This is a genomic window from Marinobacter sp. (assembly GCF_041690455.1).
In the GTDB taxonomy this organism is placed as follows: domain Bacteria; phylum Pseudomonadota; class Gammaproteobacteria; order Pseudomonadales; family Oleiphilaceae; genus Marinobacter.
Window position 1 is genome coordinate 1 of record NZ_JAWLHI010000073.1, and the last position, 18703, is coordinate 18703.

17 protein-coding genes and 1 other RNA gene are annotated in these 18703 nt (G+C 60.5%); 14 read left to right on the forward strand and 4 right to left on the reverse strand.

All coding sequences use genetic code 11. The features are described from left to right. Both ssrS and ACESMW_RS15635 read left to right on the forward strand, forming a co-directional pair. Positions 1-142, forward strand: a non-coding RNA gene (gene ssrS / locus ACESMW_RS15630) — 6S RNA; the annotation flags it as partial. Between the two features lie 4 nt (positions 143-146). Then, entirely contained in the window at positions 147-794 is a 648-nt protein-coding gene (locus ACESMW_RS15635; protein ID WP_372987939.1) for a 5-formyltetrahydrofolate cyclo-ligase, read from the forward strand. Here ACESMW_RS15635 and ACESMW_RS15640 read toward each other — a convergent pair. Next, positions 764-928: a hypothetical protein gene (locus ACESMW_RS15640; protein ID WP_372987940.1), complete on the reverse strand. Its 165-nt coding sequence runs from the start codon at positions 926-928 to the stop codon at positions 764-766. The two genes, ACESMW_RS15635 and ACESMW_RS15640, sit on opposite strands and share 31 nt — an antisense overlap. Positions 929-1283: 355 nt before the next feature. Beyond that, positions 1284-2819, reverse strand: a complete 1536-nt coding sequence (ilvA, locus tag ACESMW_RS15645) for a threonine ammonia-lyase, biosynthetic (RefSeq protein WP_372987941.1) — start codon at positions 2817-2819, stop codon at positions 1284-1286. 137 nt (positions 2820-2956) lie between these two features. On the opposite strand from ilvA, the gene rpiA reads away from it, so the two are divergent. From rpiA to ppa, 3 genes are all read left to right on the forward strand, one after another. Beyond that, positions 2957-3637 carry a ribose-5-phosphate isomerase RpiA gene (gene rpiA / locus ACESMW_RS15650; RefSeq protein WP_372987942.1) on the forward strand — a complete coding sequence of 227 codons (681 nt, stop codon included), beginning with the start codon at positions 2957-2959 and terminating at the stop codon, positions 3635-3637. 135 nt (positions 3638-3772) lie between these two features. Further along, positions 3773-4912: an acyl-CoA dehydrogenase family protein gene (locus ACESMW_RS15655; RefSeq protein WP_372987943.1), complete on the forward strand. Its 1140-nt coding sequence runs from the start codon at positions 3773-3775 to the stop codon at positions 4910-4912. Between the two features lie 439 nt (positions 4913-5351). Beyond that, positions 5352-5879 carry an inorganic diphosphatase gene (ppa, locus tag ACESMW_RS15660; protein ID WP_372987944.1) on the forward strand — a complete coding sequence of 176 codons (528 nt, stop codon included), beginning with the start codon at positions 5352-5354 and terminating at the stop codon, positions 5877-5879. 74 nt (positions 5880-5953) lie between these two features. On the opposite strand, the gene ACESMW_RS15665 is transcribed toward ppa, so the two are convergent. Both ACESMW_RS15665 and ACESMW_RS15670 read right to left on the reverse strand, forming a co-directional pair. Further along, a complete protein-coding gene (locus ACESMW_RS15665) occupies positions 5954-7006 on the reverse strand; it encodes a DUF2333 family protein (RefSeq protein ID WP_372987945.1) in 1053 nt (350 codons plus the stop codon). Positions 7007-7013: 7 nt separating this feature from the next. Further along, positions 7014-9017 (reverse strand): EAL domain-containing protein, encoded by a 2004-nt coding sequence (locus ACESMW_RS15670; RefSeq protein ID WP_372987946.1) that lies wholly within the window; start codon positions 9015-9017, stop codon positions 7014-7016. A 194-nt stretch (positions 9018-9211) separates the two neighbouring features. On the opposite strand from ACESMW_RS15670, the gene ACESMW_RS15675 reads away from it, so the two are divergent. From ACESMW_RS15675 to purH, 9 genes are all read left to right on the forward strand, one after another. After that, positions 9212-10828, forward strand: a complete 1617-nt coding sequence (locus ACESMW_RS15675) for a diguanylate cyclase (protein ID WP_372987947.1) — start codon at positions 9212-9214, stop codon at positions 10826-10828. 270 nt (positions 10829-11098) lie between these two features. Beyond that, positions 11099-11539, forward strand: a complete 441-nt coding sequence (gene aroQ / locus ACESMW_RS15680) for a type II 3-dehydroquinate dehydratase (RefSeq protein ID WP_092003655.1) — start codon at positions 11099-11101, stop codon at positions 11537-11539. 27 nt (positions 11540-11566) lie between these two features. Beyond that, positions 11567-12028, forward strand: coding sequence for an acetyl-CoA carboxylase biotin carboxyl carrier protein (gene accB / locus ACESMW_RS15685; RefSeq protein WP_372987948.1), 462 nt, complete (start codon positions 11567-11569; stop codon positions 12026-12028). Positions 12029-12046: 18 nt separating this feature from the next. Continuing rightward, positions 12047-13393 carry an acetyl-CoA carboxylase biotin carboxylase subunit gene (accC, locus tag ACESMW_RS15690; RefSeq protein ID WP_372987949.1) on the forward strand — a complete coding sequence of 449 codons (1347 nt, stop codon included), beginning with the start codon at positions 12047-12049 and terminating at the stop codon, positions 13391-13393. 2 nt (positions 13394-13395) lie between these two features. Further along, on the forward strand, positions 13396-14292 hold the full coding sequence (prmA, locus tag ACESMW_RS15695; protein ID WP_372987950.1) for a 50S ribosomal protein L11 methyltransferase: 897 nt from the start codon (positions 13396-13398) through the stop codon (positions 14290-14292). Between the two features lie 62 nt (positions 14293-14354). Further along, positions 14355-15617, forward strand: coding sequence for a DUF3426 domain-containing protein (locus ACESMW_RS15700; RefSeq protein WP_372987951.1), 1263 nt, complete (start codon positions 14355-14357; stop codon positions 15615-15617). Positions 15618-15844: 227 nt separating this feature from the next. Next, positions 15845-16840: a tRNA dihydrouridine synthase DusB gene (dusB, locus tag ACESMW_RS15705; protein ID WP_372987953.1), complete on the forward strand. Its 996-nt coding sequence runs from the start codon at positions 15845-15847 to the stop codon at positions 16838-16840. After that, positions 16837-17154: a DNA-binding transcriptional regulator Fis gene (gene fis, locus ACESMW_RS15710; protein ID WP_092003638.1), complete on the forward strand. Its 318-nt coding sequence runs from the start codon at positions 16837-16839 to the stop codon at positions 17152-17154. The genes dusB and fis overlap by 4 nt, the downstream gene beginning before the upstream one ends. Before the next feature lie 120 nt (positions 17155-17274). Then, on the forward strand, positions 17275-18703 hold a 1429-nt coding region (gene purH, locus ACESMW_RS15715; RefSeq protein ID WP_372987952.1), incomplete at its 3' end, for a bifunctional phosphoribosylaminoimidazolecarboxamide formyltransferase/IMP cyclohydrolase.

The following is an 18703-nucleotide window of genomic DNA, read 5'->3' on the forward strand; positions in this document are numbered from 1 at the left end:
GCCGATGCGCATTACCCAGGTGGCTACTTCAGGGCATTGTGAGCACGTCCCCGACAGGGGAAAGCCTAATATGTCACAGCGGCCACCGACCTTGAACTCTGGGTTCAAGGGCCACATCCGATAACGGCAGCCCGGGAAGCTTTATTTTGAGCAAGTTTGTTCATCCCCAACCGTTCGAATCCCATCCCGATAGCCTGAACCGAAGCCAGTTGCGCAAACACCTGCGCCAGAGGCGGCGTTCGCTGTCATTCGAAGAACAGATGCAGGCCTCGGAATACCTGGCGCTGAATCTGCTGAAGAATCCGGACCTCCACCGTGCCCGGCACGTGGCCGTCTACCTGCCCAACGACGGTGAGATCGATCCCCATATCTACATGGACATTGCCCGCCGCAAGGGTGTGAACTTCTACTTGCCGGTGCTGCATCCGATTCATACCGGCAAACTGGTGTTCAGCCCCTACTACGATGGCGTGGAACTGACCGCAAACCGCTTTGGCATTCCCGAGCCTGCCTTCAGCAAAGGGTTGCGTCGCCCGGCCTGGGCGCTGGATGCGGTGCTGTTTCCACTGGTGGGCTTTGATGAGAATGGCGGGCGCCTGGGTATGGGCGGAGGATTCTACGATCGGACCTTTGCCTTCAGCAGGCTACGGCCACGACTGGCCCCCAAGCTGATCGGCCTGGCCCATGATTTCCAGAAAGTGACAGCGCTGCCGATAGAGCCCTGGGACGTGCCCCTGCACAGCGTGGTAACGGATCGGCGCTGTTACCGGTTCAGGCGGTCTGCTCCGGTCTGAAGCGCGCTGATGGTCACGTTATCCTGATAGCGGGGCTTGTCTTCCGAGGCATGGATAGAGGTAAATCCGGTTACTACAAGGCCGACAGCAAAAATCAGCACGATGGCTTTGATGATGTCAGGCTTGCCACCCATTTTTATTCTTCCTTCGAACGTGGTTGGTAAACTATCGGAAAATCAGTCAGCTATTCTCGCTTCCGAGAATTAGACGAAAGACTAACATTTAACTGTGATTTTACAATTTTTGACTCATTAAAATTCGGTAAGAATCGCCGGACTCTGGGATTCAGGCTGCGAGGGGCGTTACGAAACTGTGCGGAGCCATGGATGGCGGAGCTCAAGCGTCACATGGGTGAGGCCGAGCGCTTATGAAGCGAAGCTTCATGCGACAGACGAACGACTGCAATCTGTGATTGCAGGCTGGACCCCGGAGGGGTGCCGCAAGGAGCGTGTTTCGGAACGCCCCTCGCAGCCTGGATCCTACTCCCAATCAGGAGGTCTGACCGTTGCCCGCACCCAGGAACAAACGGTAGGCCTCGTTGTCGGTCATGTTTTCATACCTGAAACCGACTTTGTCGAGCATCTTCTCGAAGTCTTTATCCTCGTCGTCGTTGACCTGGGCCCCCAGCAGGACCCGGCTGTAGGCGGCACCGTGGTTACGGTAGTGGAACATGGAGATGTTCCAGCGGGTGCCGAGGGACATCAAGAACTTCAACAGCGCGCCCGGACGCTCCGGAAACTCGAACTGGTAGACCTTCTCGTTGCTGATGCTCGGGGCATGGCCACCGACCATATGACGGATGTGCTGTTTGGCCAGGTCGCTGTCGGTCAGGTCGACCACGGAATAGCCGCTTTCCCGCAGCTCCTGCACCAGCTCGTCCCGGCCATGGCCGCCGGCCTGGATCTGGATGCCCACGAAGATCACCGCTTTCCGGGAGTCGGCATACCGGTAGTTGAACTCGGTGATGCTGCGCTTGTGCAGGGCATTGATGAAGGTCTTGAACGCCCCCGGTTTCTCCGGAATGGTGACGGCGAGGATGGCTTCGCGCTTCTCACCAATCTCGGTGCGCTCGGAGATGTAGCGCAGGCGGTCGAAGTTCATGTTGGCGCCGCTGAGTACCGCGGCGAGATTCTCGCCTTCCAGCTGCTCCCGCTCCACGTACTTCTTCAAGCCGGCGATGGAGAGCGCGCCTGCCGGCTCCGCGATGGAGCGGGTATCCTCGAATACATCCTTGATGGCGGCGCAGATCTCGTCGGTGGTGACCGTGATCACCTCGTCCACCAGGTCCTTGCAGACATTCCAGGGTTCCTCGCCGACCTGGCGCACCGCCACCCCGTCGGCGAAGATCCCGACTTCATCCAGTATCACCCGCTCACCGGCTTTCATGGCGGCCTGCAGGCAGTTGGAGTCTTCCGGCTCGACACCAATCACCTTGATCTCCGGGCGCAAGTACTTGATGTACGCCGCCATACCGGCAATAAGGCCGCCGCCGCCCACCGGGATAAAGACCGCATGCAGGGGCTGGGAGAACTGCCACATCATTTCCATGGCCACGGTGCCCTGCCCGGCGATGACATCGGGATCATCGTAGGGTGGGATGTAGGTATAGCCGTGTTTCTTGATCAGTTCCTGGGCGTGGGCGGCCGCCTCATCAAATGCGTCACCCTTGAGCACCACTTTGGCACCCCGGTCCCGCACGGACCTCACTTTGATGTCCGGTGTGGTCTGGGGCATCACAATTACCGCCTTGATGCCCAGTTCCTTCGCCGACATCGCCACGCCCTGGGCATGGTTGCCGGCGGAGGCGCAGATCACGCCCTTGGCTTTCTGCTCTTCGGACAGCTGGGCAATTCGGTTGTACGCGCCGCGAATCTTGAAGGAAAACACCGGCTGAAGGTCTTCGCGCTTGAGCATAATGTTGTTGGCAAAGCGCTTGGACAGGCTACGGGCTTCAGTCAGGGGTGTTTCGATGGCCACGTCATAGACGCGCGCATCGAGTATCTTCTTGATGTAGCGTTGCGGCATAGTGGTTCCGGTTGCTTGGTGAATGTGCGGGAAAAACCGACAGTGTAGAAAGTTTGCACGGCAGCCGTCTATAAGCAGACCTCACAGGCAGCTATAATGACCTTAAATTTCATCCGGAATTTCAAATGGAGCCCGACATGACTCAGGACGAACTCAAGAAGGCCGTGGCCAAAGCCGCCGTGGACTACATTGCACCCCGCCTCGACAGCGATAGCATCGTCGGCGTGGGTACCGGCAGCACCGCCAACTTCTTCATCGACATGCTGGCCGAACTGAAGAACGAGTTCGACGGTGCCGTGGCCAGCTCCGAAGCCACTGCCGAACGCCTGAAGAGCCACGGCATTCCGGTGTATGACCTCAACAGCGCCGGGGAGCTTGAGTTCTACGTGGACGGTGCTGACGAAACCAACGAACGCTTGGAACTGATCAAGGGTGGCGGCGCAGCCCTGACCCGGGAAAAGATCGTGGCGGCAGTCGCCAAAACGTTCATCTGCATCGCGGACGAGTCCAAGATGGTTGGCGTGCTGGGCAGTTTCCCCCTGCCCGTGGAAGTCATCCCCATGGCCCGCAGTCACGTCGGCCGGGAAATCGTCAAACTTGGTGGCGATCCGGTCTATCGCGAGGGCGTGATCACCGACAACGGCAACATCATCATCGACGTCCACAACATGGACATCTCTCGACCCATCCATGTGGAAGAGCAGCTCAACAATATCGTTGGCGTGGTTACCAACGGTCTGTTCGCCCGCCGCCCGGCCGACCTGTTGCTGCTGGGCACCAGCGAGGGAGTCAAGAGTATTCCCCGCAAAGGCGCCTGAGCGGCGACCGCCTGAAGGGCTGGCTTTCGGGGCCAGCCCTTTTTGTTTGCCTCAAACCACAAACCAAGCGCTTGCTTGGTATCGGATTTTGAGTGACACTGCTTCCATTCACGATTGTCCACAGGGAGCCCGACCGTGTCCGAATACTTCAACGATATCCACGAACAGGCGCGCCTCAGTGCCCGGAAATTTATCGAAAACCATGTCCTGCCCCACATCGACGACTGGGAAGAGGCGGGTGAATTTCCCCGGGAGTTGTATAAAAAGGCGGGCGACGCCGGCCTGCTCGGCATCGGATTTCCCGAAGCCCTGGGCGGCACCGGCGAAGGTGACATCTTCCTGAAAGTGGCCATCTCCGAGGAACTGATGCGCTCCACCTCCGGTGGCCTGGTCGCGGGCCTGGGGTCCCTGGACATCGGCCTGCCGCCGGTGGCCAAATGGGCCAAAAAGGAAATCCGCGAACAGATCGTGCCACCGGTCCTGCGCGGCGAGAAAATTTCCGCCCTGGCGATCACCGAACCCGGCGGCGGCTCCGACGTCGCCAACCTGAAAACCCGGGCCGTCCGGGACGGCGACCACTACATCGTCAACGGCAGCAAGACCTTCATCACCAGCGGCATGCGCGCGGACCATTACACTGTCGCCGTCCGCACAGGCGGCGAGGGCCACAGCGGCATCAGCCTGCTGCTCATCGACCGGGACACGCCCGGTTTCACCACCGGCAAGAAACTCCGCAAAATGGGCTGGTGGGCCAGCGACACCGCTGAGCTTTTCTTCCAGGACTGCCGGGTACCGGCGGACCGCCTGATTGGCGCCGAGAACGCGGGCTTCATCGCCATCATGAGCAACTTCCTGGCCGAACGCCTGAGCCTCTCCATCATGGCCTACATGACCGCCCAACTCGCCTACGAGGCCGCGTTGGACTATACCCGGCAACGCCAGGCCTTCGGCCGGAGCATCGCCGGTTTCCAGGTGACCCGCCACAAGCTGGTGGACATGGCCACCCAGATAGACGTGGCCCGTGAATACACCTACCGCTGCGCAGCCCTGATGCAGGCCGGCAAGAACCCGATCAAGCAGGTAGCCATGGCCAAGAATTTCTCGGTGGACGTCTGCGAAAAAGTCACCCGGGAGGCGGTGCAGCTGTTCGGTGGCATGGGTTATATGCGGGAGTCAGTGGTGGAGCGCCTGTATCGGGACGCCAAGATCCTGTCCATCGGCGGCGGCACGACCGAGATCATGAGGGAGCTGATTGCCAAGCAGCTGAAGCTCTGACTTTGGGGGAAGGGGTGTGTCAGGGGCCTGTTCCAAAACACGCTCCTTGCGGCACGTCCATGTGACGCTTGAGCTCCGCCATCCATGGCTCCGCACAGTTTTGGAACAGGCCCCTGACACACCCCCAGCGCTCGGTGCAGCCCTCTCAAACCTTGAAGCACAACTTGGACGGCATGCCGTAAAAGATTGGGCGGATCTCTGGTGGGAGCTTCCGAAAACGTGGAGCGCCAAGGATGGCGCGACCGAGCCCTACAGGGACGTATTCACGGGCGCTTTTCGGAAGCTCCCACCAGAGATCCGCTCGCACCCAAGTCAGAGTTAAGCCAACTCAAGAGCCAACGACCAAGGTTTAGTTTCGAACTGCAAGAGACTCCCGTATAATTGCGCCCACTTTTTAGCCACAGTTAAACGTACCTCAACGTATCAGGAAGGATCGCACATGCAATTCGACAACATCCCCGCAGGCAAAAACCCGCCTGAAGACATCTACGTTGCCATCGAGATTCCGGCCAACAGCTCCCCGGTCAAGTACGAACTGGACAAAGACATGGGCGCCCTGCTGGTAGACCGTTTCATGGCCACCCCGATGTTCTACCCGGCCAACTACGGCTTTATCCCCCACACCCTGGCCGACGACGGCGACCCCCTGGACGTACTCGTGGTCACCCCGTACCCGGTACAGGCTGGCTCCGTTATCCGTGCCCGCCCGGTTGGCGTTCTGAACATGGAAGACGAAGCCGGTGGTGACGCCAAGCTGGTTGCCGTGCCCCACGACAAGCTGACCACCTCCTACCACAACGTGAAGGAAATCGAAGACCTGCCCGAGCTGCTCCGCGATCAGATCCGGCACTTCTTCGAGAACTACAAGACTCTCGAGCCGGGCAAGTGGGTCAAGGTACAGGGCTGGGACAACGCCGCAGCCGCCAAGAAAGCCATCGAAGACGCCATCAACGCCTACAAGGGCTGATCGGCAAGACGCTTCAGATGCAAAAAAACCGGGTCCTGGAACCCGGTTTTTTTGTGCTCGGAAACGGGACTGCCTCAGCCCCGTGACAACAGATCCCGCATATCGCTGATCGCCGCATTGGCGCGGGACAGGTAGGCGGCCATGGTCAGGGAGTGGTTGGCCAGCACGCCGAAGCCGCTGCCGTTCAGGATTACCGGGCTCCACATCTGGCCCTGCGTACCCTCCAGCTCGATGATGATCTGCTTCACACTGGCCATGGCATTCTTGTCCTGCAACACCTTGCGGAAGTCCACCTCAATGGCGCGGAAGATGTGCAACAACGCCCAGGCACTGCCGCGGGCCTCGTAGAACACATCATCGATTTCGGTCCAGGGTGTCTGCACTTCGCTACCCCCGGTTTCTTCAGCCAGCGGGTTGTCGCTATCCACGTTAGCTACCGCGTCTGAAACAGACGCCTTGCCGACGCTCTCCCCAAGGTTCCGGGACAGGCTACCCAGCCGGGTCTCCAGATCCGCGAGCCAGCTATTGAGGTTGTCGGCCCGGGCGAAGAACTGGGCGTCGGCCTGCTCCGGGGCAGACAGGCGGTTCAAATACCGTTTGAGGGCCGTAATCCCGCGACGATACTCGGATTCAGTAGACGGGATGGCCCAGCTCTGGCTGTCGAAGTGGAACTGGGGCTCGGCGATAACCAGATCAGGATCCTCGGAGGACTGGCTCTGGGACCGGGCAATGTCCCGCCGCATGGCCCGGGACAGGTCCCGGAGTTGGACCAGCACACCAAATTCCCAGTTAGCAATGTTATCCAACCATAATCCCGGCGGGAAAATGTCGTTGGAGATGTAGCCACCGGGCTTGTCCAGCAGGGTTTCGGCAATCCGGATCATGGTGGTTGTGGTGGCAAAACCGGTGACCGGTTCCCGCTCCATGGTGTTGGCCACGGTCCGGGTGTTCTCGCGCACGGAGAAGGTGTCTGGCTCGCCGCTCCAGTAGATACCGACGACAATGGCCGCCAGCAGGTAGATCACCAGCACCGCGATGATGAACCGGCCGATAACGCCGCTGCCACCGGCGTAATCCTGAACATCCTCTTTCCGATCCCTGAAGAACTGTCTGAATTTGCCTGGCATAAGACTCCTAATCCCCTTGCGGTTGTTGGTCAGCAGCGAATGGACGACCCAAATGGTACCCCATGGCGCCATCGATACCCAGCTTGCACAGCACCGAATACTCCGCCGCTGTTTCCACGCCGGTGGCAAAAACCCGGACGCCGCGCCGGTGCGCTATGCCGATTACCGATTCCAGGTAGAAACGGTTTTCTTCGTGACTGTCGATATCGTGGATAAAGCTGTTATCGATACGCAGCGCCTGAAACCTCAGATTCCTGAGATAGCTGAAGGGTACGCCTCCCACCCCGAACCGGTCCACCAGCACCGGCACATTGATCCGCCCCAGGGCCCGCACCAGAAGACCCACCGCGGTACGATGATGATGGATGGTCTGCTCGGAGATTCCGATCCACAGCTGCCGGGCGCTATCACCGGCCTGCTCCAGCCAGGTCAGCAGATCCTGCCGGAAGGTCTCGCTGGCTACCGAAGCACCTGCCAGGGATACCGCCAGCTGCTGGCCCGGGTGCTGTGCAAGCCGCTCCAGCACTCTTTGCATCAGCAGGCGATCGATCTGCTCAACCAGTCCGAACCGCTCTGCCATGGGGACAAACACGCTGGCCTTGAGTTCACCTTCCGGCGTATCCAGCCTGGAGAAGACCTGGTGATAGAGTGGCGACTCGGAGTGTTCGCTGATCATCGGTTGCAGCCACAGCGAGAACCGCTGCTTGCGTATCGCCTCGGTCAGGATGACCCGCCAGGTCTCCAGGTTGTGATGATGCTCCTGCTCGCCGTTGGCCAGCTGGTAACCGCTGTCTCCCAGGGATTGGGCCTTCCGGAGCGCTTCGTCGGCAGCGGACATCAACTCGCGGGCGCTTCTTCCCGCCCCGGCCCGGGCAAGCCCGGCGTGCACAGCTACTTTCATGGATGAGGCGAGGTCGGCATAGACGCTGTCCAGGTCGGCAACAAGGTCCCGACACCAGACGCTGGCATCGGCAGGCATGGCACCGGGCAGGTAAAGGGCGAAATCAGACCCGGTCCGCCGGCCGGCAAAACCGCCCGCGTGCCGGTCCATGAATCGCCCGAGCTCACCGGCAACCCGAACCAGCAGACGATCCCCTTCGTCCCGCCCGTGGGCCTGGTTGAAGCCGGCAAAGTCCCACAACTGGATCAGGATCAACATCCCCGGCGCCGACTTTTCCTCCGATTCCACCTCGACCTTGAGGCGCTGATCAAAAGCACTGCGACTGGCCAGACCGGTTACCGGGTCCTCATTGCTCAATCGACGCAGATGCTGAATCAGCTTTGCCTGGCCTTCGAAAAGATGCCCCAGATCATCGGACATCTGGTTCATGGCCTCGGTTACCTGATTCAGTTCCCGGGTAGACCGTATGGTGACACGGCGCCGGAAATTCCGATTGCCGAGCGCTTTTGCCTGCTCTTCCAGGGCAGCGAGCGGGCGCAGGGTCCGCTTGAGCAGCAAAAAGAGGGTGAACAGACCCGACGCCCCGATCACCAGGATGGCCACCACAAGCCCGCTGGTGATACGCCAGAGGTCCCGGTACGCCCGTCCCGGATCGCTGACCACCTGAACCGTCCCGAGTCTGCGCCAGCCCCGCACCACCTCGGCTTCGGCAACCGGAAGCGGAAGGTCCGCCACCGAACGGAACCAGGCCGGCACGCCAATCTGATCCAGTGATTTCCGCCGGCCGGCAATGATCTCTCCCTGATGGTTCAGGTAGATCACCCGGAGGTATCGCCCGCTGTCAAAGACCGCGTCGATGAGGGATGCCGAGGCGACCGGATCACTCCCGTCGATGGCATTGGAAAGGGACAGGCCGACGGCAGTGGCACCATCCCGGGCATGGCCCGTCAGCTGTTCGGAAACATAGCCCCGAAAATGGCTGAAACTGGTCACGAAACCGGCCACGAGCACAACCACCAGCAGGCTACCGGTAAAAAGCAGCAGCAGGGTACGGAGGGTAATCATCCCCGCCTGGTTCCGCGCGGGCTGCGGACTCTGCTTCCATGCCATAAGGAATTGCTCCGGAGGGGCTGCAACAGTCGACGCAGCAACTGTGACCTGCACCCCAGAGTTGACAAACATTTACATTGCGCCACCTACGCCGACCACTTTAAACACTATAGACTCTGTAAAAGCACCGAGGTTAAAAAATTCGTCCCCAGCAGGCGGGGCGAACATCATGTGTAGGGACGGGCCGGAGTAACATGAACGACGAAAGCCAGAAAGAGAAGCTCAGACAACACTTTGCCCGACGTGTAACCACCCAGGCACGGGTTGTCCTGGACACCTGGCAGAAGATCCATTCCGACCACAGCCTGGCAGCTTCCCATCGCGCCGAACTGGTCAGCGCCACCGACAAACTGGTGCGATACGCCCAGCGTTTTGAGATGGATGGCCACGCGCAAGCCGGCCAGAAAGCGCTTGACCTGATGACCCGCTGGCCGGCAGACAGCGCTCCGGACGAGGTGCTGTGGCCGCAGCTTCAGGATGCCATGGAACAACTGTGTCAGAGCACCCTGCGCCGCACCGACAAGGACAAGACCGACGCCCCCCTGCAATACCGGCGGACCCCGATCTACGTCGCGCTGGAAAACGAGGAAATGGCCGCACGCCTGATCCGACAGCTGGAATTCTTCGGCTTCCGGGCCTCGGCCTTTGCCAGTGCCGACGCCCTTATGGAAGCCTGCGCCCTCAGCAAGCCGGAAACCATCCTGATGGATGTGAGTTTCGGTGGCAGTGCGAATGCCGGCATCGGCATCATCGAGCATCTGCAGGAGCGCCACGAAACCCCGATCCCGGTCATTTTCGTGAGTGACGAGGACGGCTCGATCGAAACCCGTCTCCGGGCCTCACGGTGCGGGGGCGAGGAGTTCTTCTACCCGGCGGTCGATCCCGGCCAGCTGATCGAAAAGATCGAGACCTACACCCACGGCAACACCATCGAGCCCTACCGTGTGCTGGTGCTGGACGATTCCCGGGCCCAGGCCAAGTACATGGAGACGGTACTGAAGCGGGCCGGCATGACCGCCCACATCATCACCGATCCGATGCAGATCATTCATGCCCTGGACGAGTTCTCCCCGGAAATCATCATCCTCGACATGTACATGCCCGGGTGCACCGGCATGGAGATCGCCCGGGTTATCCGCCAGCAGGACCGCTTCCACAGCGTACCCATCATCTACCTCTCGGCGGAGGAGGATGTCAGCAAACAGCTCCATGCCATGAGCCTGGGCGGAGACGATTTCCTGACCAAGCCCATTGACCCCAAGCACCTGGTCGCCACCATCCACAACCGGGGCCGTCGGGCCCGCTCGCTGCTGGCCCTGATGATCCGTGACAGCCTGACGGGACTTTACAACCATACCCACACCCTCCACCTGCTGGACCAGGAAATCGCCAAGGCCCGCCAGAAGGATCAGCCCCTGTCCTTCGCGATGATCGATATCGACTACTTCAAGAAGGTCAACGACACCTTCGGCCACCCGATCGGCGACCGGGTCCTGCGCAGCCTGTCCATGTTCCTGAAACAGCGGCTGCGCAAGACCGACCATGTCGGGCGCTATGGTGGCGAGGAGTTTGCCATCATACTGCCGGACACCCGACCCAGCGATGCCCGCAACGTACTGAACGAGATCCGGGAGCGATTCTCGGAACTCCGCCAGCGCGCAGGAGACAGGGAATTCAATGTCACCTTCAGTTGCGGCGTCGCCACCCTGCAGCCTGAACAAACCGCACAGGAACTGTGCGACAGGGCCGACCGGGCGCTGTATGCCTCCAAGAAGGCCGGCCGCAACTGCGTGAGCGCAGACACCCCCTGACCCGCCCCTCAGCGGGCCGGCCCGGCCCGCTGCCACTACCTTCAGCTATGAAACCAACGTCGTATGGAAGTCGGCCCGGTCCTTGCCGACAATGATTGTCATCAGCGGAAAGATCCCGTTTCGATTGCCAGTGCTGTCTTTTTACGACCAATGGCCAACACGGAAGATTGTCAAAAAGTGTTGATCTGAGGAAAACAAGCACGCACCATTGTGGGAAAATGCCGTGATTTTCGGCGATCCTGTTAAAAAGACAGCAAGGCAGGCGTAATCATGTCCACCATTCTCGTGCTCCATGGTCCCAACCTCAATATGCTCGGCACCCGTGAGCCCGAGGTGTACGGCTACGAGACCCTGAAGGACATCGATGACCGGCTGAAGGCGAAGGCGGCCGAAAAGGGCCACCACCTGCTCCACCTTCAGTCCAATGCCGAGTACGAACTGATCGAGCGGGTCCATGAAGCACGGGCCGAAGGCGTGGATTTCCTCATCATCAATCCTGCTGCTTTCACCCATACCAGCATCGCCCTCCGGGATGCCGTGCTGGCTTCCGGGATCCCCTTTATCGAAGTGCATCTTTCCAACGTGCATGCGCGGGAACCGTTTCGCCATCACTCCTATTTTTCCGATATCGCCATTGGCGTTATCTGCGGGTTGGGCAGCCAGGGGTACGACCTCGCCCTGCAGGCGGCCCTACAACGAATTCACCGATAGATCAGACACAACGGGACTGGATTAACTATGGATATTCGCAAGATCAAGAAACTCATTGAGCTCCTGGAGGAATCCGACGTCGAGGAACTGGAGATCCAGGAGGGCGACGATTCTGTCCGCATCTCCCGCCGTCGCGAGCAGGCCGCAGGCACCCAGTACGTGAGCCATTTGCCCGCACCGGCACCCCAGGCAGCAGCCCCCGCGCCTGCCCCGGCTCCCGCGGCGGAAGAACCAGCGGCCCCGGCAGGTCCGTCCGGCCATACCGTGAACTCTCCGATGGTCGGCACCTTCTACCGGGCACCGTCGCCCACCGCCCAGTCGTTCGTGGAAGTTGGCCAGACCGTTAACGTCGGTGACGTGATCTGCATCGTCGAGGCGATGAAGATGATGAACCAGATCGAGGCTGACAAGGCCGGAACCGTAACTGAAATCCTGGTCGAGAATGGCCAGCCGGTGGAGTTTGACCAGCCCCTGGTCGTCATTTCCTGAACTGGGTGATTGTTACTCATGGCCATGTTAGAAAAAGTTCTGATCGCAAACCGCGGTGAAATCGCGCTGCGTATCCTGCGTGCCTGCAAGGAACTCGGCATCAAGACCGTTGCCGTACACTCGCAGGTGGACCGGGAACTGATGCACGTGCGTCTTGCCGACGAATCCGTGTGCATCGGCCCGAACAGTGCAACCGAAAGCTACCTGAACATCCCCGCCATCATCAGCGCGGCGGAAGTGACCGATTCGGTGGGCATCCATCCGGGCTACGGGTTCCTGGCAGAGAACGCCGACTTCGCCGAGCAGGTGGAAAAAAGCGGCTTCCGGTTCATCGGTCCGAAGGCAGAAACCATCCGCCTGATGGGCAACAAGGTCTCCGCCATCGAAGCCATGAAAAAGGCTGGCGTGCCGACCGTGCCCGGATCCGACGGCCCACTCACCGACGACGACGAGCTTACCCTCCAGGTTGCCCGGAAAATCGGCTACCCGGTGATGATCAAGGCAGCGTCCGGCGGTGGTGGCCGGGGTATGCAGGTGGTCCACTCCGAGGCAGCCCTGCTCAAGGCGATCCAGATTACCCAGAGCGAGGCCCGCAACGCCTTCGGTGACCCCACCGTGTACCTGGAGAAATTCCTGGAGACACCACGCCATGTGGAAGTGCAGGTTCTGGCGGACATGCACGGCAACGTCATTCATCTGGGCGACCGCGACTGCTCCATGCAGCGCCGCAACCAGAAGGTGATCGAGGAAGCGCCGGCACCGAACGTCAATGCCGAATCCCGGGAAAGAACCCTGAAAGCCTGTGTCGATGCCTGCAAGGAAATCGGCTATGTGGGCGCCGGGACCTTCGAGTTCCTGTACCAGGATGGCGAGTTCTACTTCATCGAGATGAACACCCGGGTCCAGGTGGAGCACCCGGTCTCCGAGATGGTCACCGGTGTGGACATCGTGCGCGAACAGCTGCGTATTGCCAGCGGACTGCCCCTGCAGTACAGCCAGGATGAAATCCACATCCAGGGCCATGCCATCGAATGCCGGATCAACGCCGAGGATCCCAAAACCTTCGTGCCCAGTCCGGGCAAGGTCAAGCACTATCACGCACCCGGCGGCAATGGCATCCGTGTCGATTCCCACCTGTACAGCGGCTACACGGTACCGCCGTACTACGATTCGCTCGTGGCCAAGCTCATTACCTGGGGCGATGATCGCGAGATCGCTCGCCGGCGCATGAAGAACGCGCTGGACGAGATGGTGGTCGAGGGCATCAAGACCAACCAACCCCTGCATCGGAGACTGGTACGCGATGGTGGCTTCAAACAGGTAGACTTCACCATCCACTACCTGGAAAAACTGATGCGGGAATAACCATGCCCTGGATACAACTCCAGATCCCGGCTGATCCGGACAATGCGGATCAGCTGGAGGATCTGCTCATGGAGATGGGCGCTGACGCCGTCTCCATGGAAGACGCCGCCGACCAGCCCCTGTACGAGCCCGACCCCGGCACCACCCCTCTGTGGAGCCAGACCACGGTGACTGGTCTGTTCCAGTCCGATCGTGACATTGACCAGCTGTGCGCCGACGTCCGCGATGCCTGGCACCAGCAGACCCAGCAGTCCCTGCCGGAGATCGAGGTCACGCTGGTGGAAGACAAGGACTGGGAGCGGGCCTGGATGGACGATTTTCAGCCCCTGAAATTCGGCGAGCGGCTCTGGATTGTACCCAGCTGGCATGATGCGCCGGACCCGGATGCAGCCAACCTGATGCTCGATCCGGGCCTCGCCTTTGGCACCGGCACGCACCCGACCACGGCGCTCTGCCTCGAATGGCTGGACGGCCAGGACATGCAGGGCAAGCAGGTCATCGATTATGGCTGCGGCTCCGGCATCCTGGGCCTTGCGGCACTGCTGCTGGGTGCCGATCACGTCATTGGTGTTGACACCGACCCTCAGGCCCTGGAGGCCAGCCGGGAGAATGCCCGGCGCAACGGCGTCGAGGAATCCAGGCTGGACCTGTACCTGCCGGAAGACGAGCCGGACACCCGGTGTGACGTGATGCTGGCGAACATACTGGCCCAGCCACTGATCGGCCTCGCGCCGCATCTGGCCGCCCTGACCCGGCCCGGGGGCGACCTGGTACTCTCGGGCATCCTTTCCAACCAGGCCCGGGAAGTCATGGAGGCCTATGAGCCCTGGTTCATCATGGATGAGCCCGAGCAGCGGGAAGAGTGGATACGCCTCACAGGACGGCGCAAGGACAGATGACGAACCGGACGATAGCGACTAAACTGCGACACTCGTAGTACAGCCGCTTTCAGGAACGAAGCATGACCCAGAGCAGCCTGCAGACACAGTGCCCGAAGTGCCATACCCGTTTCCGCGTTTCCGATGAACAGCTTGGCGTCGCCAAGGGCAAAGTCCGCTGCGGCAACTGCATGGAGGTTTTCAACGCCATTGAACACCGGGTCATGCCCGCCTCTCCCCAGCCTCCGGCTCCCCCGGCCGGAAAATCCGAGCCCTCCGGCCTGACCACCGAAGAAGACTTCGTGTTTGCTGACAACCCCGATGAGGATGCCGAGGAAGGTCGTTACGCCGGCTCAAAACTGTCATTCTCGGACGACGAGCTCAGCGACAGTTTCCTTTCCATCAGCCAGAACGAGAAGGCGGGCTTTCGGGATGCCGATGCGGACTCCGAGCCGGAGGAAGTGGACGAAAGTTGGGCCGAGGCAATCCTGGAAGAGGACGAAGAGTCCCGGGAACCGGGCAAGCCGAAACAGCCCGCTCCGGCGCGACCCAGCAGGGATGAAGCGAGCCCCACATTCTCTGCCCGCGAGCCCGAGCCCGAAACGTCTGAGCCTGAACCTGAAAAGTTCGAGTCAGGGCTCGCAGAACCTGAACCGGAACCGGCCCCGGAACCACCCCGGAGACCGTCCCGACCCGCACCGGAGCCGGCTTTCAGTGCCACCGACACCTCCGGTGAGGAGCCGGTCGAGTCCGGGTTCCATAACGAACGCACAGATTCCACCGCCGCAGAATCCATGCGCGCAACCGCTCCATTCAGCGATCTCCGGCGCGAACCCGTCTCGGTAGACAAGGGTCGCGGCGGAAAGGCCCGAACCATCCTCTGGAGCCTGATTGTGATTGCCCTGATCGGTGTTCTGGTGGCCCAGGTGACCTGGTTCCAGTTCGATCGTCTGTCGGCCATTCCCGAGTTGCGCCCATTCTACGAAAAAGGTTGTGAACTGGCGGGCTGTGAACTCAAGCCCCTGGTCAATGTTGACGCCATCCAGAGCCGCAAGCTGGTCGTCCGTACAGATCCCGAGAACCGGGGTCAGCTGCTGGTAGACGCCGTGATCATCAACCGGGCGGATTTCGGGCAGCCATTCCCGGCCATTGCCCTGACCTTCTCCAATCTCAATGGCGACGTTGTTGCCCAGAGTCTGTTCACCCCTGACGAATATCTGGCCGGTGAAGCGCAGGAGCTGGAGGACATGCCAACGGACACGCCTGTACGCATCGCCATCAGCATCCGGGATCCGGGTCGGGATGCGGTCAACTACAACCTGAACTTCCGTCCGTACTCACCCTGATCGCGTAAGCAAGTATTTACTTGGCGAATGGCTGCGCAGCCACCACAACGAACAAAAGTCAACCAGAAAGAACGAAAAATAATCAGCTTTTTTCACTGTCAAGCCCCTTCAATCGAAGGGGCCCCGACGGTATCATTAGCGCCCTTCGGAATCGGACCGATCACTAATTGATCAATCGCTCCATTCCGATCCTTGCTCAATCCGCTGTGACACGGACTCAGATCATGCTGCCAACGGCAAAAATCGGGCCGTACACTTTGCCCAATCCGCTCATCGTTGCACCCATGGCGGGTGTGACCGACCGCCCCTTCCGGCAACTCTGCCGACGGATGGGCGCGGGCCTTGCGGTATCGGAAATGGTCATAGCGGACAGCAAGCTCTGGCATACGCGCAAATCCAGGACACGGCTGAATCATGAAGGCGAGCCGGAGCCACGCTCGGTCCAGATCGCCGGCGGTGATCCTCAGATGCTGGCCGACGCCGCGCGACAGAACGCCAGCTTCGGCGCCCAGATCATCGACATCAATATGGGCTGCCCGGCCAAGAAGGTTTGCAACAAGGCCGCCGGCTCCGCACTGATGAAGGATGAGGCGCTGGTCCGAGAGATCCTGGAAGCCGTCGTAAAGGCGGTGGATGTTCCGGTGACACTGAAAATGCGCACAGGATGGGATTCGGACAACCGCAACGCTCCGATCATCGCCCGGATGGCGCAGGATGCCGGTATTCAGGCTCTGGCCATCCATGGTCGTACCCGCGCGGACAAATACAGCGGGGACGCGGAATACGACACCATTGCCGAAGTCAAATCCCGGGTGCAGATCCCGGTGTTCGCCAATGGCGACATCACCTCACCGGAGAAGGCCCTGAAGGTGCTCCGGCACACCAGCGCCGATGGCCTGCTGATTGGCAGGGGCGCCCAGGGCCGGCCCTGGATCTTCCGGGAAATACTCCATTACCTGGAGACCGGAAAGCACCTGCCGGAGCCGCCCCTGGACGAGGTGGAGCAGATCCTCACCGGGCACCTTGCCGAGCTGCACAGCTTTTACGGCAAAAAGATGGGCGTGCGTATCGCCAGAAAACATGTGGGCTGGTACCTGCAGTCCCACGACCAGAGCAGACAGTTCCGCAAACGCTTCAACGCCATCGAAGACGCGCTGGAGCAGAAAGACAGCATCGAACAGTACTTTGCAGGCTTACGAAATGGAGAGGTATTCGCAGCATGACCGCTGAGACTTTGGCAAACGACAACCTGAGCACCCCGGCCAACGATGACCTTCATCAGTTGCAAACGGTGAACAGCAGCGGCAACAGCGTCACCCTGCGTGACAGCGTTGAAGTTGCCCTGAAGAACTATTTTGCGCAACTGGATGGCGCGCCCGTCACCGACGTCTACCAACTGGTACTGTCGGAAGTGGAAGCCCCGCTGCTGGAGCAGGTGATGAAATACACCCGCAACAACCAGACCAAGGCATCCACCATGCTGGGACTGAATCGCGGCACCCTGCGCAAGAAGCTCAAGCAATACGGTCTGCTATAATCTGACCTGACCCCAAAAGGGCCTCCCGGATCACGTTCGCGAGGCCCTTGTTCGTTACAACGCGGTCGTTGCAACCTCGCAACGTCATCCGGCTTATCTGACCAGCGAAGAAAGTGACCCATGGCAAACCAGGCTAACACTCCCGTCCGTCGCGCGCTCATCAGCGTGAGTGACAAAACCGGCATTGTCGATTTCGGCCGTGCCCTGACCGACCGCGGCATTGAACTGCTCTCCACTGGCGGCACCTTCCGCCTGCTCCAGGAAAACAATGTTCCGGTCACCGAAGTGTCCGACTACACCGGTTTCCCGGAAATGATGGATGGACGGGTCAAGACCCTGCACCCGAAAATCCACGGCGGCATCCTGGGCCGCCGGGGCACTGACGATGCTGTTATGTCCGAGCACGGCATCAACCCGATTGATATGGTGGTGGTAAACCTCTACCCGTTCGAGGACACCGTGGCCAAGCCGGACTGCGATCTGGCCACTGCTATCGAGAACATAGACATCGGTGGTCCCACCATGGTTCGCGCCGCAGCCAAGAACCACAACGATGTCGCCATCGTGGTCAATGCCTCTGACTACCGTCGAGTCCTGAACGAGCTGGATGACAACGACGGCGAGCTCAGCTACGGCACCCGCTTCGACCTGGCCGTCAAGGCCTTCGAGCACACCGCCGGCTACGACGGCGCGATCGCCAATTACCTGGGTGGCCGTACCCCGGACAACGACAACGCCGATTTCCCCCGCACCTTCAACGCCCAGTTCGTGAAGGTTCAGGACATGCGCTACGGCGAGAACCCGCACCAGCGCGCTGCCTTCTATGCCGAGCGCAACCCGAAGGAAGCCTGCGTGGCAACCGCCGAGCAGCTGCAGGGCAAGGAGCTGTCCTTCAACAACGTGGCCGACACCGACGCCGCCCTGGAATGCGTGAAGCCCTTCGCCGATCCGGCCTGCGTGATCGTCAAGCACGCCAACCCCTGCGGTGTCGCCATCGGCGCCGACATCCACCAGGCCTATGACCTGGCTTTTGCCACCGATCCCACCTCCGCCTTCGGTGGCATCATTGCCTTCAACCGTGAGCTGGATGCCGAAACTGCCAAGGCCATTATTGATCGCCAGTTCGTGGAAGTGATCATCGCGCCGACCGTGGCACCGGAAGCCGTGGCGATCGTTGCCGCGAAGAAGAACGTGCGCCTGCTGGCCTGCGGCGAGTTCGATGGTGAGCGTGCCAAAGCGCTGGACTACAAGCGCGTGACCGGCGGATTGCTGGTGCAGGACCGCGACCTGGGCATGGTCGCCATGGAAGACGTGAAAGTGGTCACCGAACGTCAGCCCACCGAAGCGGAACTGAATGACCTTCTGTTTGCCTGGGAAGTGGCCAAGTACGTCAAGTCCAACGCTATTGTCTATGCCAGGGCCGGCCGTACCATCGGCATTGGCGCCGGCCAGATGAGCCGGGTCTACAGTGCCAGGATCGCCGGTATCAAGGCAGCGGATGAAGGCCTGGAGGTGAAGGGCTCGGTGATGTCCTCGGACGCATTTTTCC